At 34.4% G+C, this 22,324-nt stretch carries 16 protein-coding genes and 1 riboswitch; of the genes, 1 reads left to right on the plus strand and 15 read right to left on the minus strand.

The features are described from left to right. Nucleotides 1-3: 3 nt before the first annotated feature. The 5 genes from thiM to C568_RS0120690 all read right to left on the minus strand — a co-directional run bounded on the left by thiM (nt 4) and on the right by C568_RS0120690 (nt 4,969). Nucleotides 4-822 (minus strand): hydroxyethylthiazole kinase, encoded by an 819-nt coding sequence (gene thiM, locus C568_RS0120670; RefSeq protein WP_339326080.1) that lies wholly within the window; start codon nt 820-822, stop codon nt 4-6. Nucleotides 823-882: 60 nt separating this feature from the next. After that, nucleotides 883-992, minus strand: a riboswitch (TPP riboswitch). A gap of 289 nt (nt 993-1,281) precedes the next feature. Further along, on the minus strand, nt 1,282-2,229 hold the full coding sequence (locus C568_RS0120675; protein WP_018782593.1) for a siderophore ABC transporter substrate-binding protein: 948 nt from the start codon (nt 2,227-2,229) through the stop codon (nt 1,282-1,284). A gap of 73 nt (nt 2,230-2,302) precedes the next feature. Beyond that, a complete protein-coding gene (locus tag C568_RS0120680) occupies nt 2,303-3,061 on the minus strand; it encodes an iron ABC transporter ATP-binding protein (RefSeq protein ID WP_018782594.1) in 759 nt (252 codons plus the stop codon). Then, nucleotides 3,055-3,957, minus strand: coding sequence for an iron chelate uptake ABC transporter family permease subunit (locus C568_RS0120685; protein WP_371393780.1), 903 nt, complete (start codon nt 3,955-3,957; stop codon nt 3,055-3,057). The genes C568_RS0120680 and C568_RS0120685 overlap by 7 nt, the downstream gene beginning before the upstream one ends. A gap of 58 nt (nt 3,958-4,015) precedes the next feature. Beyond that, the gene (locus tag C568_RS0120690; RefSeq protein ID WP_029427563.1) at nt 4,016-4,969 is read right to left on the minus strand and encodes an ABC transporter permease; all 954 of its coding nucleotides are present in this window, start codon (nt 4,967-4,969) and stop codon (nt 4,016-4,018) included. Nucleotides 4,970-5,631: 662 nt separating this feature from the next. Here C568_RS0120690 and C568_RS0120695 point away from each other — a divergent pair. Beyond that, complete coding sequence (locus tag C568_RS0120695) at nt 5,632-7,824, plus strand: DNA topoisomerase III (protein WP_003205730.1); 2,193 nt, start codon at nt 5,632-5,634, stop codon at nt 7,822-7,824. Between the two features lie 34 nt (nt 7,825-7,858). On the opposite strand, the gene C568_RS0120700 is transcribed toward C568_RS0120695, so the two are convergent. From C568_RS0120700 to arcA, 10 genes are all read right to left on the minus strand, one after another. Further along, nucleotides 7,859-10,759: a YhgE/Pip domain-containing protein gene (locus C568_RS0120700; RefSeq protein ID WP_018782597.1), complete on the minus strand. Its 2,901-nt coding sequence runs from the start codon at nt 10,757-10,759 to the stop codon at nt 7,859-7,861. A 310-nt stretch (nt 10,760-11,069) separates the two neighbouring features. Further along, entirely contained in the window at nt 11,070-11,861 is a 792-nt protein-coding gene (locus tag C568_RS0120705) for an endonuclease/exonuclease/phosphatase family protein (RefSeq protein WP_003194752.1), read from the minus strand. A gap of 3 nt (nt 11,862-11,864) precedes the next feature. Further along, nucleotides 11,865-13,502, minus strand: coding sequence for a PTS transporter subunit IIBC (locus tag C568_RS0120710; protein ID WP_018782598.1), 1,638 nt, complete (start codon nt 13,500-13,502; stop codon nt 11,865-11,867). A gap of 189 nt (nt 13,503-13,691) precedes the next feature. Then, complete coding sequence (locus C568_RS0120715; protein WP_018782599.1) at nt 13,692-15,356, minus strand: glycoside hydrolase family 13 protein; 1,665 nt, start codon at nt 15,354-15,356, stop codon at nt 13,692-13,694. Nucleotides 15,357-15,801: 445 nt separating this feature from the next. Beyond that, the gene (locus C568_RS0120720) at nt 15,802-16,485 is read right to left on the minus strand and encodes a hypothetical protein (RefSeq protein ID WP_003194745.1); all 684 of its coding nucleotides are present in this window, start codon (nt 16,483-16,485) and stop codon (nt 15,802-15,804) included. A 138-nt stretch (nt 16,486-16,623) separates the two neighbouring features. Then, nucleotides 16,624-17,313 (minus strand): Crp/Fnr family transcriptional regulator, encoded by a 690-nt coding sequence (locus C568_RS0120725; RefSeq protein ID WP_018782600.1) that lies wholly within the window; start codon nt 17,311-17,313, stop codon nt 16,624-16,626. 198 nt (nt 17,314-17,511) lie between these two features. Beyond that, nucleotides 17,512-18,474: a carbamate kinase gene (gene arcC / locus C568_RS0120730; RefSeq protein ID WP_018782601.1), complete on the minus strand. Its 963-nt coding sequence runs from the start codon at nt 18,472-18,474 to the stop codon at nt 17,512-17,514. 37 nt (nt 18,475-18,511) lie between these two features. Further along, the gene (gene arcD, locus C568_RS0120735; RefSeq protein ID WP_018782602.1) at nt 18,512-19,927 is read right to left on the minus strand and encodes an arginine-ornithine antiporter; all 1,416 of its coding nucleotides are present in this window, start codon (nt 19,925-19,927) and stop codon (nt 18,512-18,514) included. 95 nt (nt 19,928-20,022) lie between these two features. Then, nucleotides 20,023-21,021, minus strand: coding sequence for an ornithine carbamoyltransferase (gene argF, locus C568_RS0120740; RefSeq protein WP_029427564.1), 999 nt, complete (start codon nt 21,019-21,021; stop codon nt 20,023-20,025). Between the two features lie 30 nt (nt 21,022-21,051). Then, on the minus strand, nt 21,052-22,284 hold the full coding sequence (arcA, locus tag C568_RS0120745) for an arginine deiminase (RefSeq protein ID WP_018782603.1): 1,233 nt from the start codon (nt 22,282-22,284) through the stop codon (nt 21,052-21,054). Nucleotides 22,285-22,324: the final 40 nt, after the last annotated feature.

Consider the following 22,324-nt stretch of genomic DNA (forward strand, 5'->3'; position numbering starts at 1 on the left):
TTCTTACTGCACCTCTTGGATATTTCCATATTGTTCAATATCATCCACAGTAATGTTTGCTAGCTGATTCAAAAATTCGATTTGGAAACTGCCCGGTCCTAGCTCCACGTTTTTTGCAGCAGCGATTTCTGCTGCTACCCCATAAAACGTTAATGCAGCAACTGCTGCTTTCACATAATCTTTTTCAACCGCTGCAAATGCTCCCATTACAGAAGTTAACAAACATCCCGTCCCTGTAACTTTCGTTAAGATTGGATGGCCGTTACGAATGATAAAAGTTCGCTCACCATTTGTTACAACATCTTCTTTTCCGGTAATAACCGCGACTGTATCTAGTTCATCTGCTGCTTGTTTCGCAATTCCTACAACATCTCCATTTCCAGCACCAACATCAACACCTTTAATTTCCCATTTTTCATTGATAACATTAGCAATTTCCGCTGCATTCCCGCGAATCATTGCTAATTTCACTTCACTTGGAATATGTCTTGCTACTTCAGTTCGGTAAGAAGTAGCTCCAGCACCAACTGGATCAAATAATATTGGTACATGATGTGTATTCGCAGACTTTCCAGCAATTAGCATTGCTTCTACTTCTTCAGGGCGAAGCGTACCCATATTTAAAACAAGTGCTCCTGCAATGCTAGCCATTTCAGCCACTTCTTCTTTTGCATACGCCATAACTGGTGATGCTCCTACTGCAAGTAAACCATTGGCCGTAAAATTTGTCACAACAACATTTGTAATATTATGCACAAGTGGATTAGACTCTCTTACTACTTCCACTACTTTTGCAATTTCTTTTATATTCATTCTTTTCATCTCCTAATTTAGTAATGGGAGATACACAAAAAGACACTTCGCGTATGCAAAGTGCCTGAATATGTGCTTTTACACTCTCCCTACGCTGGCATTATCCAACAGGTTCAAATGGTCAACGACAGATTAGCCGTACTCTCAGTTTGCTTCCGCAAACTCCCATGTGTTTTCTTATTCATCTAATTCAGAGTCTACTCTTATTCTCTTAAAATAACAAGTTACAAGTTTTTGTCATCTTAATATGTAAGGACAAATTGAAAAAACGATAAAAGCCCTTTTTTTAGGTGGGAGAGACCATCCGGCCATCCATAGAAGCGGTCAGGCCCTTTTTTAGTTCAAACAAAATGAGAGCGGGCTACTTTTTGTTCTTCGGAGCAGCGACTTATATATTGAAAAATCAAAATGGATTTATATATATAAAATAGTGATAGGAAATTAAAATCCCTACCACTATCTTTCATATTATTTTAAGCCTTTAGATACTTCTTTCACCATTTCTGATACAGACTCAAGTCCGCCACCAGATAGGTACCAGTAGTTTGCATCTAAATAGATTACATTGTTGTTTTTCGCAGCATTTGTTTTGTTAACAAGTTCATTTTCAACTACTTGTTTCGCAGAAGATTTACCACCAGTAACAACACCGCTATCGATTACGAATAAGTAATCAGGGTTCTTTTCGAGAATATATTCAAATGACACGTTATTACCATGAGTAGATGCTTGAATCTCTTTATCCGCAGGAATTACTCCAAACACATCGTGGATAATACCAAAACGAGATTCCGGACCATACGCACTTACTTTACCGTCATTTGCTTTAATAACTAAACCTTTTTTGTCACTTTTCGTAGCTTTTTCATTTAATGCTTTTACATCCTTTTCAACTGCTGCAATTTCTTTTTTCGCTTTATCTTCTTTTCCAAAGATTTTTGCTAACATTTCTGTGTTGTCTTTAAATGATTTCATATAATCTTTAGTATCTTGTTCTACATAAATTGTTGGAGCAATTTTTGAGAATTCTTTATATGAATCAGCTTGTCTTGCAGAAATAATAATTAAATCTGGTGCAATTTCGTTAATTTTTTCAAAATCTGGCTCTTTTAAACCACCAACGTTTGTATACTTTTTATCTTTATATTTAGAAAGGTACTCTGGTGTATTCTTTTGTGGTACACCAGTTACTTCAACACCTAATTTATCTAATGTATCTAAGGAACCAAAGTCAAATACGACAACTTTTTTCGGGTTAGTTTTAACTTTCGTTTCTCCTAATTTGTGCTTAATCGTCATCTCTTTTGATTTACTTTCACTCGCTTCTGTCTTCTTCTCAGAAGAAGCGTTATTGCTACATGCTACCGCGACGATAGCAAGCATGAAAGTTAATAGTAGCATCGCTAATTTCTTCACTTCAATCACCTCTATAAATTTTTTAAAATTATTTAAATCGATAGCAAGCTAGTACTATCAAAATAACTTCCTCTTATGAAAAATAAATACAAATATTATTTCCCGCTATTTCTTCAATATGAATATCCATGTCATAAATATCCTTCAAAACAATCGGGTCAATGATTTCATTTGTTGCTCCCTCTTTCATTACTTTTCCATCTTTTAAAGCAACGATATAATCAGAGTAACAAGAAGCAAAGTTAATATCATGGATTACAATTACAACTGTTTTACCCAGTTCTTCAACTAAGCGTCTTAGCACTTTCATAATTTGTACGGAATGCTTCATATCTAAGTTGTTCAATGGCTCATCTAGCAAAATATATTCTGTATTTTGAGCAATAACCATAGCGATATATGCCCTTTGCCGCTGCCCACCACTAAGCTGATCTAAGTACTTATATTGAATATCTTCAAGCTCCATATAGTTAATGGCTTCCTCGATATGATTCCAATCTTCTTCGGACAGATTTCCTTGTGAATACGGAAATCTCCCAAAACTAACTAATTCCCGAATCGTAAGTCTTAAATTGATATGATTCGTTTGCTTTAAAATAGAGATTTTTTTGGCAAGCTCATTACTCTTCCATTCGCCAATTTCTTTATCCTCTATATAGATTTCACCAGCATCTTTTTGTAACAGCCTACTCATCATAGAAAGAACCGTACTTTTTCCAGCTCCATTCGGTCCGATAAAAGATGTGATTTTACCTTTTTCTATTTTAATAGAAACATCTTCAACAACATTGTTATTTCCATATTGCTTTGATATATTTCTTACTTCTACCATGCCTTGCTCTCCTTTAATAGAAGATAGATGAAGTATACTCCACCAACAAAATTCACAATAACGCTTAAAGTTGTATTAAATTCAAACAACCTTTCAACAATTAATTGTCCCCCTACTAGGGCAATAATACTAATAAAGATAGAACCTGCTATTAAATATTTGTGCCTGTATGTACGTAAACATTCACGCGCAACGTTTACTACAAGTAATCCTAAAAATGTAATTGGTCCAACTAGCGCTGTAGAAATAGAAACTAGAATTGCAATTACAATTAAAAGCTTTTTCACAACTTTATCGTAATCTACACCTAAATTAATAGCCTCTTCTCTTCCTAGCGATAGTACATCTAATAACTTCAGTTCTTTATATACGTAAGCGAGAACTAATAGAATCCCAATGATAGACGTTACAAGTAACTCTGTTCTCACGTTATTTACACTTGCAAACATTTTCCCTTGTACAATTTGAAACTCATTTGGATCAATGAGTACTTGCATAAAAGAGGATAAACTTTGAAAGAACGTTCCAAATATTAATCCAATTAACAATAAGAAATAAATATTGCTTCCTTCTCTCTTAAAGAGAAATTTATAAAGAAACAGTGAAAAAATAACCATTAAGCTTACTGATACAAGAAAATTAACATTTGTATTCATCATTGTGATATGTTTTGAACCGAATACAAACACTACAAATGTTTGCATAAACATATAAAGTGAATCTAGACCGATAATGCTTGGTGTTAAAATACGGTTGTTACTAATTGTTTGAAAAATCATAGACGAAAACGCAATTGCTCCGCCCGTTATAACCATTGCCAACAATTTCTTACCTCTTCTTGGCAATGCATAATCTAATGTATTCATATTTAAGTTAATAAATAAAAATATCCCCATGGCTACAACTGATGCAATGGCAAGCACTGCCAACATTTTTTTATGACTTGTTTGTTTTCTATGCTGCATATGCGTTTCTCCTCATCAATAAATAAAGGAAGATTCCGCTTCCAATTACTCCCACTGTAAGGCCAATAGAAATCTCGTACGGATAAATAACGACGCGGCCAAGTATATCGCAAGCAAGTACAAAGACCGCTCCTAGTAAAGCAGTATGAGGTAAACTATTCTTTAAATTATCTCCACGATAAATAGAAGCAATATTCGGAATAATAAGCCCTAGAAATGGAATCATACCAACAGTCAAAACAACTAATGCGGAGATTAAAGAAACGATAATTAGCCCGATATTTAGCACTCGGTTGTAATTCATCCCTAAGTTGGCCGCAAAATCTTCACCCATTCCAGCAACTGTAAATCGATTTGCATATAAGAAGGCGATAATGACAAGTGGGATACTTAAATATAAAATTTCATATCTTCCTTTCATCACCATTGAAAAATCCCCTTGTAGCCATGCAGAAATGTTCTGAATTAGGTCGTATTTATAAGCAAAGAATGTCGTTATAGAGCTGATAATGTTCCCAAACATAATTCCCACAAGCGGGATAAAAATCGCATCCTTAAACTTAATTCTCTTCAAAATTTGCATAAATAAAAATGTACCAGCTAATGCAAAGACAAATGCAACAAACATTTTTTCAAGCGGGCTCGCTGTCGTGAATAGCATCAATGAAACTAAAACCCCTAGCTTTGCACTATCCATTGTCCCCGCAGTTGTCGGGGATACAAATTTATTTCTGCTAAGTTGCTGCATAATTAAACCACTTATACTTAAGCTAACACCAGCAACAATAATACTGATTAGACGTGGTAATCTACTAATAAATACAATTTGCATTTTTTCTTGATTCCAGTGCAAAATATCTGCTAGATTAACCTCTTTTACACCGATAAAAATAGACACAATTGATAAAACAATAAGCATGATAAACAAATATCTCTTTTTCATAATTTCTTCATGGTGCAGATTATGTTCTGTCGCCATCATTTGATTTCATACAGATTATAATCCTATCATTTTATCCCCCTTTGTCTATTTATAAGATAATAGAAAAGAAAATGATTCTCTTTATCAATTAAAGGTATACTTTATACTTTCAATCTGACGTTTTGGCAATAATCAGATTACCAACTTAATGATAATGAAATTCATTAACAATGTCAATGAATTCCATTATTGTTTATATCGCTTTTTTATTCATATTAGGAAACTCATTATATCTATAGAATTAATAAAAAGCCCAACTTCCCTTTGAGATAAGAAAAATTGCACTTTCTTCTTTTTCTTTTGAACCAAATTTCAATTTTGCCAAAACTTCCGCTAACGCAGGATTACGCGGCTCATCATCTTGATTTTATTGTTTCATATACTTCGCAACATCGCGTTTTGATCTTTTCCGCCTTGTGAAATAATGGTTTGTCCTTTTAAAAAAGGACAAAGATATCCTACTATTTTGTTATATCCGAAATACTAAAATTTTCACCCTCTTAACTAGTCAAAGATATAGAGTATTTAATTCATAACAAAAGGTTAGAATCTTCGGCATAACTGAATCCACAAAGGATGTATGCTATATTTAACTTACGGAAACTTGAAAGGATGTTTTAAATATGGCAAAAAGTGTTGTAATTGCTGAAAAACCTTCTGTTGCACGTGATATTGCGCGTGTATTGAAGTGTGATAAAAAAGGAAATGGTTATCTTGAAGGTAATAAATATATCGTTACTTGGGCTTTAGGGCATCTTGTTACATTAGCAGACCCAGAAAGCTATGATGTGAAATACAAAAAGTGGAATTTAGAAGATCTGCCAATGCTACCTGAACGTTTGAAATTGACAGTGATTAAGCAAACTGGCAAACAGTTTAATGCCGTTAAAAGTCAACTGATTAGAAAAGATGTTACTGAAATAATAGTGGCTACAGACGCAGGAAGAGAGGGAGAATTAGTCGCGCGTTGGATTATTGATAAAGTTAAAATTAATAAACCTATCAAGCGTCTATGGATTTCATCTGTTACCGATAAAGCAATCAAAGATGGCTTCGCAAACTTAAAGCCAGGTAAAGCATATGAAAATTTATACGCTTCAGCTGTCGCACGTTCGGAGGCTGACTGGTATATCGGGCTTAATGCAACACGTGCATTAACTACTCGATTTAATGCTCAACTAAACTGTGGTCGTGTACAAACACCTACTGTGGCTATCATTGCAGGTCGTGAAGACGAAATTAAAAACTTTAAAGCTCAAACATACTACGGAATTGAAGCTCAAACAACAGATAAGTTAAAGCTAACTTGGCAAGATGGGAAAGGCAATGGTCGTAGTTTTGATAAAGCGAAAATCGATACGATTGTGAAAAAACTCGATAAACAAAATGCCACTGTCACGGAAATTGAGAAAAAGCAGAAAAAATCATTCGCTCCTGGTCTTTATGATTTAACTGAGCTACAACGTGATGCGAATAAAATCTTTGGTTACTCTGCAAAAGAAACATTAAACATTATGCAAAAATTATATGAGCAACATAAAGTACTCACTTACCCTCGTACAGATTCGCGCTATATTTCATCTGATATCGTCGGAACACTTCCAGAGCGTCTAAAAGCGTGTGGAGTAGGAGAATACCGTCCTTTAGCTCATAAAATTTTAAATAAGCCTATAAAATCCACTAAAGCATTTGTTGATGATAGTAAAGTAAGCGATCATCACGCAATCATCCCAACGGAAAGCTATGTGAATTTCTCAGCTTTCACAGATAAAGAACGCAAAATTTATGATTTAGTGGTAAAACGTTTCTTAGCAGTTTTATTCCCAGCCTTTGAATATGAACAACTAACATTACGCACGAAAATTGGTGATGAAACGTTTGTTGCACGTGGCAAAACGATTTTACATTCTGGTTGGAAAGAAGTATATGAAAACCGCTTTGAAGATGACGATGCAGTTGAAGATTTAAAAGAGCAAATTTTACCTCGCATTGAAAAAGGCGATACATTAAGCGTAAAACTAATTGCTCAAACATCAGGTCAAACAAAACCACCTGCACGCTTTAATGAAGCAACGTTACTTTCAGCAATGGAAAACCCTACAAAATACATGGATACGCAAAATAAACAACTTGCTGATACGCTAAAATCAACTGGTGGATTAGGTACTGTGGCTACACGAGCTGACATTATTGACAAACTATTTAATTCATTCTTGATTGAAAAACGTGGTAAAGATATTCACATTACATCAAAAGGTCGTCAGTTACTTGATTTAGTACCGGAAGAACTAAAATCTCCTACACTAACTGCTGAATGGGAACAAAAACTTGAAGCTATCGCAAAAGGTAAATTAAAAAAAGAAATTTTCATTTCCGAGATGAAAAACTATACAAAAGAAATCGTTGCTGAAATTAAATCAAGCGATAAAAAGTATAAGCATGAAAACATTTCAACAAAAACTTGTCCAGACTGTGGAAAACCGATGCTTGAAGTAAACGGCAAAAAAGGTAAAATGCTTGTATGCCAAGACCGCGAATGTGGTCATCGTAAAAATGTATCCCGTACGACAAATGCAAGATGCCCTCAATGTAAGAAAAAACTAGAACTTCGCGGTGAAGGAGATGGGCAAATCTTCGCATGTAAATGTGGATATCGCGAGAAGCTTTCTACATTCCAAGAGCGCCGCAAGAAAGAATCAGGAAATAAAGCAGATAAACGCTACGTGCAAAAATATATGAAGCAGCAACAAAAAGAAGAAGAAGAGCCATTAAATAACGCACTAGCAGAAGCATTAAAAAAGTTAAAATTTGAATAAAAAAAGTTCCTACCGCTCTCGGTAGGAACTTTTTTTAATGAATAATTTTACTTCCTTTTGCATTCTCAACAAATTTCTCACTCGACTTGTTAATCGGTGTTTTCAGTACCAATGCAAGTACAAGCATGATTACCACAAAGACACTTAACACGAGAAGATCTCTTATCACAATATCCCAAAGCATTCCGCCCACTGTTTCACGAATCACGCTAATTGCATATGTGAACGGTAAGAACGGATATATCGATTGGAAGAATTTTGGAAGCATTTGAATTGGGAATGTTCCGCCTGATCCAGCTACTTGTAGTACGAGTAAAATGATTGCCATCGATTTCCCAATGTTTCCGAAAACAGAAACGAGTGAATACACGATACAAACAAAGACTCCACCAATGAATAAGCTGAATAGAACAAACCAAAACTTATCAACTACATACGTACCAAGTAAGAAAATATCTCCCATCGATACGATAAACGCCTGTGCAAGACCTATCGTTAAGAATGTTAAAAAGCGTCCGAAGTAAATCTCATGACTCTTATAATTTGCCCCTGGCTCATGTACTTCTACTGTTAATAATGAAACCATTAAAAGTGCCCCTACCCATAATGCAAGCACTGTATAGAATGGTGACATCCCCGAACCGTAGTTTGGCATCGCAAATAATTTATTTTCTTTTAATTTTACTGGATTTGCAAAGTAATCACTTTGCTGTTCAACATCATTTTTCAATAACTTGATGATATCTTTTATATCTTCTTCCGATTCAAATTTACGAATTTTATCTGCTAATTCTTTAATCTTTTTCTCAGTAGCTGGCATTTCTGCTTTAATATCTTCAACTTTCTTCGTACCTTCTACTAATCCTTTTGATGAATCTTCTAGCAGTTTTTTTACATCTGGAAGCTTTTTATCTGCGTCGTTTAAAAGCTTAGATGTATTTTTTGACATCTCTTTTGTACGTGCGATTGCTGCATTGAAGCTTGGAACAATTTCGGAATCGTAACGAGCTAAGAAGTCTCCTAATTGTGCTGAACCATTTTTTGATGCTTCATTAATGCTTTCAATTACATCTTTTGTAGGCTGTTGCCCATTATTAATGAGTGTGATTGCTTTATTCGTTGCATCACTACCTTTTTGCATGATATCTTTCACTTTATTTAATTTTTCAATTCCGTTATCAAGATTTTTATCACTGTTTACATCAGCTAAAACCTTGTTTGCACTCTCTAGTACAGGAATCATATCATCAATCATACTGATACCTGCTTGGAATTGGCCATTTAAGCTGTTTAAAGCTACTTTCGTTGAATCTAGGCCATTTACACCTTTATTTTGCAAGTCTTCTTTTGCTTTTTGAAGGTCAGATTTAGCATTCTCAATGCTATCTCTTGCTTTATTATATTCAACCTTTGTTTTTTCGTATGTTTCATTTATTGTATTAGCTGTTTGATCTTTAAGCTGACCTGCTTCATCTTTAATTTGTTCCGCAGTACTGACCGCTTTTTGATAATCCGCTACAAAAGTTTCATTATAATCTTTTTCAGCTTGATCAATTAAACCATTTACTGCATTTAATTTTTGATTAACAGCATCTCTCACATCTTGTTTTACTTCTTGACCTGTACCAATAATATTTACAAGATCTTTAATACCATTGTTCGCATTCTCCATACCATTTTTTAAATTAGTTAAATGATCTATTCCCTTTTGGAAAAACGCTTCTGCCTTATTCGGTGCCGATTCTTTAAGTTTAGTCAACACATCAATAAGATAAGAAACACCGTCAGTATGGCCTTGCAGATTATCGGAAGCCTTATTGAGTTCTTGCTTAGCTCTCTCTGGATCAAACTTTCCATTTTGCAAGCCATTCATAACGCCTTGTGCATATGCAGTTCCCGTACGTGCTGAACTCAACACATTGTTTACCGTTTGATTAATATTTTTGGCAATATTTTTATATCCCTCAGTATTCAACTTTGGAAGATCTGGAAGTTGTGGCATTGCCGGGAACTCTGGAAGTTTAGGCAGCTGAGAAAAATCTGGAAGATTCAGGTCGACTCCTGGATTCATTAAGAAATTAGTAAAGGCTGTTGCCTTATCCATGCCATCTTTCACCACAGTTAAGTCGTTCCGTATCGCTCCAGGAGCATCTTTTAATCTTTGGTCATTGTTTGCAAAGAACTTATCTAAGTTCCCCAGCGTTTCCTGTCCATCATTAATCACACTTTCCACAACCGGTAAATCCTCTTGTGCAACTTTCACAAGATCTTGCGCTCTAGTCGCATCATCTAATGCTGTATTCACAAGTGTATACATTTCCGGGAACTGTGCTTCTAGCTTAAACACAAGATCTTTTACTTTTTCAATACTTGGTAAGTTTGTTTCTAAATCGATTCCAAGGTCATTGAAGATTTCAAAAATCTCACCGTTTGCTGTTTTAACGAAGTTTTTACTGATTTCTTCTGTTATACCTGATGCACCTTTCGCTGTAATCTTCGGTGCAATGGCATTGACCTTTTCATTCACAAAATAATCAAGTTCTGGTTTTTGTGGGTTATCGCTAATTACCGTTGCAATTTTTTCAGAGAAATCTTTCGGAATCGTAATACTTGCATAATAATCCCCATGTTCTACTCCATAAATTGCTTGCTTTTCATCAACGAATTTCCATCCCATATTTTTATTCTTTTTGAGCGAATCTACAATTTCATTCCCGATGTTAATATCTTTTCCCCGTAAATTTGATCCAGCATCTTGGTTGGAAACTGCAATTGGAACATCTTTCGTGTTCCCATATGGATCCCAGGAAGCTTTAATGTTAAACCATGCATATAACGATGGCAAAATCATAAGTCCTAATACAATTACAATCGCAGCCCAATGTTTGGCTACATTCCGTAAGTCTGTCGTATAAATACGCCATATCTGTTTCATATAAGCTATCACCTAATTATATATTTTTCCTTCTTTAGAAAATGATGCATGCATTTTGCAATTATATCATTTTCCTCATCGTGGATTAAACGAAAATGTACTATTTTTCCAAACGAAACACTTCACTTACTTCATTATATAACGAAGTCGATAAAGTATTCATACAAAATGACCAAATCGGTTTTACATTCAGTAATAACAAATATATAGGAAATGTCATAAAAAATACAAGTATTTTATCTTGGAAATACTTGTATTCACAAAAAAAATCCTCATAGCGCTTACATTGCTATGAGGATTTCTTCTATTATTATATATCTAATTGAACTTCTACTCCGAAATGATCTGAAATAATATTTCGATTTATACCATTGAAAATGACCTTTGAAGAAATAACTGTTTTTGGTTTGTTACTTAAAATAAGATCAATTCGTAAATTTTGCTTATTTTCATCCCAACCAGCAATTTTTCCTTGTACAGTTGTTCCTTCATCTTTTTTAAAAGCTAGTTCATATGTGTCATAAAGCCCTTTTTGCATAAGATAATCGTATCCTTCTCCTTGTAAACGGGCATTATTATTAAAATCGCCCATTAAAATTGAAAGTTCGTTTTCATTCACATGCTGCGTTAAACAATCCACTTGGCCTTGAAACGTTTCTTCCTCATCATTCCACCACCCAAGGTGACATGAATAAAACGTCATATTCTTTCCTTTATAAGAAACTGTTGCACTTACAATTTTACGTGCTTTCCAATAAGAAGTATCCTTACTTTCTGATACAAAGAAAGAATCTTGTTTCACAATAGGATGTTTCGTTATGATAGCTGAACCTTCTTCATATATGTCATAACCAATATGCGAGTAATCCCAAACAATATTGTAATTTCCTGAACCCAACTTCTCAAGCTCTGCAAGTAATACAAGGCCAAAGTTATCCTTTTTCTTATTACCGCATACATTTTGAGCTTTTATAGACTGACTAACCTCTTGCAAGGCAATAACATCGTAACCTTCCTCTTGAATCGTTTTAGCAAGATGTCTTATTTTTTCTATTTGATTCTCTTCTTGCCAAGAGTGGCAGTTTAAAGTGAGTAATTTCATTTATTATGCACCTAACATATCTTGGATGTCTGATTTCAACACATCAGCTTTCGGACCATATACTGCTTGAACACCTTTGTCTTTTACAATGAGACCTAAAGCACCGTTTTGCTTCCATTGTGCCTCTGGTGCAACAGCTTCTAAATTTTTCACTGTTACACGTAAACGTGTCATACAAGCATCTACATCCGCAATATTATCTTTTCCACCTAAAAGTTCAATAACCTTTATTGCTAATGAACCCTCTTTTACATTCGTTGTGCCTTCTTCTGATTCATCTTCATTATCAATATAGTTCCCTGCACGACCTGGCGTTGGTAAATTGAATTTTTTAATTAAGAAATTGAATAATGTAAAGTTTAAACCGAAGAATACTGCTGACACAACAACAAAGTTAATTAAATCTCTTGTTAACCCCGCATTTATCATCATTGGTGTACGTGTAATTAACTCAATAAATCCAAATGCATGAACACGTAAGTTAATTAAATCCGCTAATGCAAATGCAAGTCCTGTTGTAATCGCGTATACAATATATAATACTGGTGCAATAAACATGAACATGAATTCAATTGGTTCCGTTACACCTGTTAAAAATACTGCTAATGCTGCAGATAAGAACATTGGTTTATATTTTGCACGTTTCTCTTTATCGACATTACGGAACATCGCAAATGCAATACCAATTAATGATGCAGTTGAACCAATAACTTGCCCAACTTTGAAACGAGCTGGAACAACATTATTTAATAAATCGTTATATGCTTTTGTATCCCCATTCGCTAACAAGTTATTTAAATCAGTAATCCATGCAAGCCATAATGGATCTTGTCCCGCAACAACCTGACCAACTTTTGCTCCAGTTAACATCGTGTATGTTCCACCAAGCTCCGTATAGTTCATAGGAATCGTTAACATATGATGTAATCCGAACGGTAATAGTAAACGCTCTAATGTCCCGTATACAAATGGTGCAACAATTGGTGCACTATCTTTAGATGCTGCGATCCAGCGACCAAACTCATTTAATCCGCTTTGGATAAATGGCCATAAAAGTGATAAAGCAATCGCAGTAACTGTAGACCATACAATTACAACAAATGGTACAAATCGTTTTCCGTTAAAGAACGCTAATGCTTGTGGTAATTTATTATAGTTATAGTATTTATTATATAAGGTAGCTCCTAAGAACCCTGTAATAATCCCTACGAATACTCCCATGTTCAATGCTGGTGCACCAAGTACAGAAGTGAAATAATCCTTTACAAGTAAATCTCCTGCTAATAATGAAGAAACTTTCGCTTTTGAATCCGTTAACATTTCAGCGTTAACACCAAATATAGCTCCCGTAATTCGGTTCGTTAAGACGAATGCTAACAGTGCTGCGAATGCACCACCTGCCCGGTCTTTCGCCCAAGATCCCCCAATTGCTACTGCAAATAAAATATGCAAGTTTGTAATAATTGCCCAACCGATGTCTTCCATTACTCTAGCAATTGTATGTACTGCATTTACATCCCCAGCAGACATACCAATTAGCTTACCGATGGAAATCATTAAGCCAGCAGCTGGCATAACAGCTACAACAACTAGCAATGCTTTCCCGAACTTCTGCCAAAAATCAAAAGACGTAATTTTCATCTGTTTTTTCCTCCTCTTTATTTATAAAATCCCTAATAATACAGATAATAATTTCTTTTTGCTTACGAAAACGATACCTTTTTTAACGCAAACGTTTTCATAAATCTATTTTAATAAAAGCGTTTTCATATTGCAATATAAATTTATTATTTTTCATAAAAAAAGATGCTACGAGAGCATCTTTTTTTATTAAGAAATACGATAAACCCTTGTTTCATAAGGTTTTAAAGTAATTGTAGTACATTTATTATGTTCCGCTACTTCATAGTTATTTAAAAGCAAACGTTTGCGTTCTAAAGAGAATGTATCCTCATTATACACAGCATTTTCTTTAGATATATTACTAATCACAACAACTTTTTCATCATTTAACGTACGCGTATACGCATAAACCTGCGGATCATTCTCTAAAATCAAATCATATGTGCCATAATTAAATACATCATGCTCTTTTTTTAGTGCAATCATCTTTTTATAGAAATTAAAAATAGAACTAGCCTCTACTTGCTGCTTTTGAACATTAATTTCTTTATAATTTGGATTCATTCCAAACCACGGTTTCCCTGTTGTAAAACCAGCGTTTTCTTCATCATTCCATTGCATTGGTGTACGTGAATTATCACGACAAGATGCCCAAATAATTTCCATCATTTCTTGATGTGATACGCCTTCTGCAATTTTCTCGCGATATAAATTCTTAATTGCTACGTCATCATAATCTTCAATATTTTGGAATTGAACATTTGTCATACCAATTTCTTGTCCTTGATAAATAAACGGTGTTCCGTGCATAAAGAAGTACATTGCTCCTAAAGCTGTTGCACTTTCACGCCAATACTGTTTATCATCTCCCCACGTAGAAACAATCCGTGGTTTATCATGATTTTCAATATACAACGCATTCCATCCCTTATTTTCTAAACCTTTTTGCCACTTCGTTAACACCTTTTTCAGTTCCACAACATCAAGTTCCTTTTTCTTTTCTGCATCCCATAAACTTAAATGCTCAAACTGAAATACCATATTAAATTTACCGTTTTCTTCTCCAACCCAAAGATCAGCATCTTCAACTTTGACACCATTGGCTTCCCCAACAGTCATAATATCGTATTTTGAAAATGTATTCTCCTTCAACTCTTCTAAAAGTGGCTGAATTCCATTTACATTCATATGTTTATCAAAAGAAGGCACATACTTTAACCCTTTTGGATTTGGCATGTCTTTTAGGCCTTCTTCTTTTTTGATATGACTGATTGCATCTACACGGAAACCATCAATTCCTTTATCTAGCCACCAGTTTACAGTATCATATAAAACTTCACGGACCTGTGCATTCTCCCAGTTTAAATCTGGTTGTTTACGTGAGAATATGTGTAAGAAATATTGATCTGTTACTTCATCATATTCCCAAGCAGAACCGCTAAAGATACTTTCCCAATTATTTGGCTCTTCTCCATCCTTACCATCGCGCCAAATATACCAATCACGTTTTGGATTATCTTTAGACGAACGCGATTCAATAAACCAAGGATGTTCATCACTCGTGTGATTAATAACTAAATCAATAATGAGCTTCATACCACGTTTATGCACTTCATCTAGTAATTCATCAAAATCAGCCATTGTACCAAATTCATCCATAATGTCTTGATAGTCACTAATATCATAACCATTATCATCATTCGGTGATTTATACATTGGACAAATCCAAATTACATCGATACCTAAATCCTTTAAATAATCAAGTTTTGTAATAATACCTTGTAAATCTCCAATACCATCACCATTGGAATCCATAAAGCTACGTGGATAAATTTGATAAGCGACAGCTTCTTTCCACCATGTTTTATTCATAATAATTCTCTCCTTTTGCATCCATCTTAAAAATTTATGCAAACGTTTTCGTAACACTATCATAACAAAATATAGAGAGTTTGCAATGAGAAATTTCATCTTATTACTAAATATCTACTTTTCTTTAAGAAACAATACTCCATTTCATTAACCTTACATATTTTTATGGTGTACATACTTGGTGGGAATTTCTCACTCCCCTTTATCATTAATAAAGTGAAACTTTAATCAGTGGGGGATTCTTCATCCCCCACTGATTATTAGCCCTCACCAATCGGGCTTTTACGGACAGTTGGTTCCCTGAATTTTGATGTATGGGTCTTAATTACAAATAAAAAATCATCCAATTTATGCCCGATTATTCGCAACATTTTGGATGACTAAAGTTTACTTTTCTTTTTCATTTCTAATTCTTTCTCCTAATAACAAACCTCATTTTCATAAACTAATTATCTGTCTTATGATTTTTATTTAATGACCGCAATTTAATATTTGGTGCTTTATTTTTCACTACGACGTCATCATAAACAACTGGAACTTGAAACTCAAATTGCTTTGTTTCATGTCGCTGTAGGTAAATAGGTGTTGGTACCTGATAACTCTTTAATTTTTGATTTGCATCTTGATATAAAACAAGTTGTAATGCTTGTGAATGATTGCGATAATTTTTTAAAGTGACGACGCAATTTTGTTCAAAATTATCCCCCTTTTTCTCCATCGTACATTGGCTATCCTCTTTTTTGTATTCAATTGCCTCTAGTCCTTTTTTCCCTGTGTAATGCCATGTTTTATCAAGAGTTTGAAGTATTTCATTTAAAGTAAATGGCATTATGATAATCAAGACACTCATACACACTACTTTTATGTTATTTAGCTTTTTTAACCAATTAGAATCCTTCTTTTCTAACCACTTTATAAGAAATAGAAAAGAAATTGCTTGTAATGCAAAAGAACAAATCCAGATATTCGAAATCTTATACCCCATATAAATATATGTATCTACTGGAATCCCGTATGCGTGAAATAATTTTTCTCCAATTAATTCATTATCATTTGGCATTTTTATTAATAGTAATACTCCGACACTGTAAAAAATGGCTACTAATCGATCATATTCAATCCGAATCATTCTTTCTCCCTTCTCCTTTGTTTTTTATTATCGATTTTAGCTAACATTATCGGAATATACAATCTTTTTATAGGGAATAACATAAAAAAGTTCCTTATAAATATATAAAGAACTCTATTAATATACAATATGAAGTTTTCACATCGAAATTTCCTCAAAGTACGTTGGATTATGTATAGTAATTTTTTTACCTAGAACCGTAACAATACTATCATTTTTCAATTGTTTTAATACACCGCTAACAGTCTCTCGAGATGTTCCAGATATCTTTGAAATTTCAATTGTTGTAAGTGGACATGCGATTACAATTTCCTCACCATCTTGTTCTCCTAAATCATTCATTAAATAATTTAATGTCTGGATAACACGATCTTGTGCATTTGGGATTGTAATATTTTGCACCCGATTTTCGTTAATTTTTAATATAGAGGATAACTGCTGAACAACGTACATTAGCTGTGTCCGACTTACTTTTACCATATCTTCAAAAATCACTGTAGGAATATAGTAAACATCCACATCTGTCATTGCCTCCGCTGTATAATTATATGCATTGTCTGTAAACATACCACCATAAGGAAAAATAGAAAGTCGCTTTACATAGTCTTCATATAATAAATTCCCGTTTTGATTTACTCGCTCTAACTTTACAAAACCATCTAGCATAAAATAAATTCTTTCTCTTGAATCACCTTCTAAAAATAAAAACTGACCTTTCTTATAAGTTCGCCAATAAACAAACTCTGATAGGCTTTTTAATTTTGTATCTGTTACATGAGAAAATAATTCAAACTGCTTCAAGTCTTTAACTACGTTCCGTCTGTTCATAAAATTCCTTCTCTCTTGCTATATATCGGAGTGAAACATCGAGAAAGCGTATTCAATTTTATTTTATCACACTTAACCTACACAGCTTTTTCTTATCATGAATACTTTATGAACATTTTTCCTAAAAATTAACAAACAAAAAGAATGAAGTTACTAACCCCATTCTTTTTGAAATTACTAGTAATAGAAGAGCTATGTTTATACACAAGCATATACGTCCTGCTTAGAAATAATCGTACCAGCTTTTTCTTCTAATGCTTCATATACTTTTTCTAATGAAGTAATAATTGTTTTTCGCTTTGGATCTGCATTTGCAAAACTAATAGCAGCTTCAATTTTTGGAAGCATACTACCTGCTGCAAATTGTTTCTCCTGTATATACCCTTCTAATTCATCGACTGTAACAGCCTCTAATCTCTTTTGATTAGGCTGATTAAAATGCACATAAACATAATCAACTGCCGTTAAAATCACAAGTGTATCAGCATCTACTAGTTCTGCTAACTTTTGAGCTGCAAAGTCCTTATCAATGACAGCTTCAGTACCTTTTAACCCTTCCTCAGAGTCAATAACGGGGATTCCTCCACCTCCAACAGCAATAACTATATTTCCATCCTCTACTAATGAATTGATTATTTTATGCTCATGAATACTTACAGGCTTTGGTGATGGAACAACGCGTCTCCATCCTCTTCCTGCATCCTCTTTAAATACAGCTTTTGTTTCTTCCATTAACTTTCTTGCTTCTTCTTCTGTGTAGAAAGGCCCAATTGGTTTTGTTGGATTTTTAAATGCCTCATCCTTTTCATCCACGACAACACGTGTTATAACCGTGGCTACTTCTTTTTTTATTTTACGCTTTTTCAAAGCCTTCTCAATTGCATTTTCCATCCAATATCCGATCATCCCTTGGCTCATTGCACCACAAGTATCTAACGGCATTGCCGGTGTTTTTTCCGTATCTGCTGCTTTTTGTTGCAATAAAATATTACCTACTTGCGGGCCATTTCCATGTGCAATAACAATATCAACGTTATTTTCCATAATTTTAACAAGTTGTTCTGCTGTTCTTTCTAATGCTTCTTGCTGCGCCTCGGCAGTGGCATTTCCAGATTGTATAGCATTTCCCCCTAGTGCAACTACGATTTTTCTTCGTTTCATATTTCAACCCTCCAATTGATTTCATTTTCACAAAATTTTATAAAGTGATACTCCCTGTAATTAATCCGTAAATCGCAAAAAATGCTAAGGCACCAATAACTACAGAGGATGCCAGTTCCACACGAGTAAATATTTGTTTTGGATTCGTTTGCTTTTGAACATTGTAAAAGATGAAAATACCAGGTGCATATAATGTCATTGTTAGTAATAAGTAATCTAAGCCAGCTGCATACACTAACCAAATTCCATAAATACTTGCTACCAAACCAATGATTATATTTTTTGTTCGATCTTTTTCTTTAGATTGTAAACTGTGCTTAAATTGATAGAATGCTGAAAAAGCATACGGAATTAAAATAGCAGAGGACGCGAGAGAAAATGCAAAATTATATGCTTGATCTGAAACAACAAATGTTAATAAGAAAACTTGAATTAAACCATTTGTTATCCATAATGAATTTATAGGAGCTTTGTTTTTGTTTTCTTTCGCAAACCACTTTGGAAACACTCCGTCTTTAGCAGCTAAATACGGAATTTCAGATGCGAGTAGCGTCCATCCTAACCAAGCACCTAATACAGAAATGACTAAACCTAAGTTAATAAAAATAGCGCCCCATTTTCCGACAACGCTTTCAAATAAATACGCCATAGATGGATTTTTCAAATTAGCAACATCAGCTTGTTGCATAAGACCAAGAGATAGTAATGTAAGTAGGATATAAATGATGAGTGTACCAATTAATCCGATGACTGTTGCTTTCCCCACATCGCTTCGGCTTTTCGCACGACTTGATAAGACAACAGCTCCTTCTACACCAATAAATACCCAAAGAGTTACAAGCATTGTGCTCTTAACTTGACTACCTACTGCTCCCCAAGAAAAGGAACCAGCTTGTCCCCAAAAACCATCTAAGAAAATATCAATATGGAAGGCGAAAATTCCTACAACAATAAAGACAAATACAGGCACTAATTTTGCAATTGTTGTTACTAAATTTACAAGTGCTGCTGATTGTACCCCACGTAAAATTAGCATGTGAACACACCATAGCAATATACTCGCTCCAATAATCGAAGCCACATTTTGTCCACCTTCAAAAACTGGGAAGAAATAACCTAATGAAGAGAATAATAATGTACCGTAAGCTACATTACCAAGCCAAGCAGATAGCCAATATCCCCAGGCACTATTAAATCCCATAAAATTACCAAATCCTGCTTTTGCATAACTAAAAATACCACCATCTAAATCTGGTCTTTTTACAGTTAAATTTTGAAATGATAATCCAAGAGCAATCATCCCAATCCCTGTTATAACCCATCCGATAATAATGGCTCCCGCACCAGCGCCTTTTGCCATATCACTTGCTAAGTTAAATGCTCCACCGCCTATCATGGAACCAACGACAAGAGCTGTTAAAGTAAATAGTCCTAGTTTCTTTTCTTCACCCATTACACTCACCTCTCTTTAATTGCAATAAGAAGAAAACAACAATAGTGAATGATAGTGTCTAAAGGAGGAGAAAGAAGGAAGGTTACCTTCCTTCTTTACTCCATATTTCCTAAAGTAGCTGCCATAACCGCTTTAATTGTATGCATTCTATTTTCTGCTTGATCAAATACTTTTGAATGCTTACTACGGAAGACTTCGTCACTTACTTCCATTTCTTTTATTCCATATTTTTCATAAATCTCTTCTCCGTACATTGTTTCCACATCATGAAATGCAGGTAAACAATGTAAGAACATCACATTTTCATTTCCAGTTGCTTTAATCATTTGCATATTTACTTGATAAGGCGTCAATAATTCAATACGTTCAGCAAACTTATCTTCTTCCCCCATAGATACCCATACATCTGTATAAATTACATCCGCATCTGCAACAGCCTCTTGAACATTACTTGTTACCATTACTCGATCATTATATTTTTTTGCTAAATCAATAACTTCTTGTGCTGGCCATAATGATTCTGGTGTACAAATACGGACTTCCATTCCAACAATTGCACCGCCGACTAATAAGCTATTTGCTACATTGTTCCGCCCGTCCCCAACATAAACGAGCTTAACGTCTTTTAAACGTCCCACATGCTCTTTTATTGTTAATAAATCTGCAAGTGTTTGTGTTGGATGCCACATATCTGTTAAGCCATTCCATACTGGCACACCAGAATTGTTTGCTAAAGATTCTACTGTCGCATGATCGAAACCACGGAATTCAATCCCATCAAACATACGCCCTAAAACTTTTGCTGTATCTTCAACAGATTCTTTTTTTCCGAGCTGAATATCACCTTTACCTAAGTATTCAGGGTTGGCACCTAAATCTGTACAAGCTACGGTAAATGCACACCGTGTACGAGTTGAAGTTTTTTCGAATAAGAGTGCAACATTTTTACCTTCTAAATAACGATGCGGAATACCATTTTTCTTTTTCTCTTTTAATTCTGCTGCTAAATCTAGAAAGTATAATAATTCTTCTTCCGTAAAATCTTTTTCAGCAAGAAAACTTCTTCCTTTTAAGTTTGGTTTAGTCATCAACATGATTCATCCCTACTTTCTCCGTTTTTTATACTAAATATCTTTTCGAACAATCGGCATACTCATGCAACGTGGACCCCCACGACCGCGAGATAATTCCGAGCTAAGTACTTCAATAACTTCTATACCATGCTCACGTAATAAAGCATTAGATACATAGTTGCGATCATATGTAACAACTACTCCTGGCGCAATCGCCAATGTATTAGATCCATCGTTCCATTGTTCACGAGCAGAAGCGATCACATCTCCTCCTCCGCAAGGGATAAGTACTAATTCACTTAAACCTAATACTTCTTTTAAAGCTTCAGTTAAAGATGTACGATGGGTAATTTTAAGAGTTTCTTCATCCTTTCCTTTTTCTAATATATATATATTCATATTTCCTTTTGGTCCTTGAATAGCTGGGTGAATTGTAAATTTGTCATAATCGACCATTGTAAACACTGTATCTAAGTGCATAAAAGCACGACATTTTGGAATTTCTATTGCTAGCACTTTTTTAATTTTATTTTGGCGACTAAGTAAGTTTTTAGCTAAACGCTCAATTGCTTTAGCTGAAGTACGAGCAGATACCCCAATTGCAATTGTTTCCTCATTTAAAATCAGTTCGTCGCCACCTTCAATCGGAAATTTATAATCACGATCTAACCAAACTGGCACATCATGACTTGCAAATCGTGGATGATGTTTAATGATATATTCCATAAACAATGATTCACGTCTCCGTGCCGGTTCTCTCATTTTGTTAATTGTTAAACCGTCACCTATACTAGCTGCTGGATCACGAGTAAAATATAAATTTGGCATTGGATCTAAATAAAATGGATAATGATCTTCCATTAATTCATACAGATGCGTTTTTTTACTAGTTTCAATTTCGTTTTTCCGCACGCCACCCATAATTTTTTGAATCAATTCTTCATTTGAAAAGGAAAGTAAATATTCTTTTAAAGTTTGATGTGCAACATTTACGTCAGTCTGTCCTTCTTTTAAAATACGATCAACAAATTCTTCACGAAGTTTTTTATCAACTAACGCCTCAGCTGCTAGTTTTTCTAAATAAAGAACTTCAACACCCCGATTGCGTAATGTTTGTGCAAAATAATCATGTTCTTTTTGAATAATTGGTAAATATGGGATATCGTCAAATAATAATTGTTGCAAATAATCTGGCGTTAAATTTTCCACTTCTTTACCAGGACGTTTTAATAAAACCGTTTGTAATTCCCCAATTTCTGAAGTAACATGTATCGGATGTTTCATTTGTTGTACCTCCTTTTAAATTTGTTTGATGTCTACAAAT

Origin of the sequence: Bacillus sp. 95MFCvi2.1 (assembly GCF_000374965.1) — a bacterium.
Lineage (GTDB): Bacteria > Bacillota > Bacilli > Bacillales > Bacillaceae_G > Bacillus_A > Bacillus_A pseudomycoides.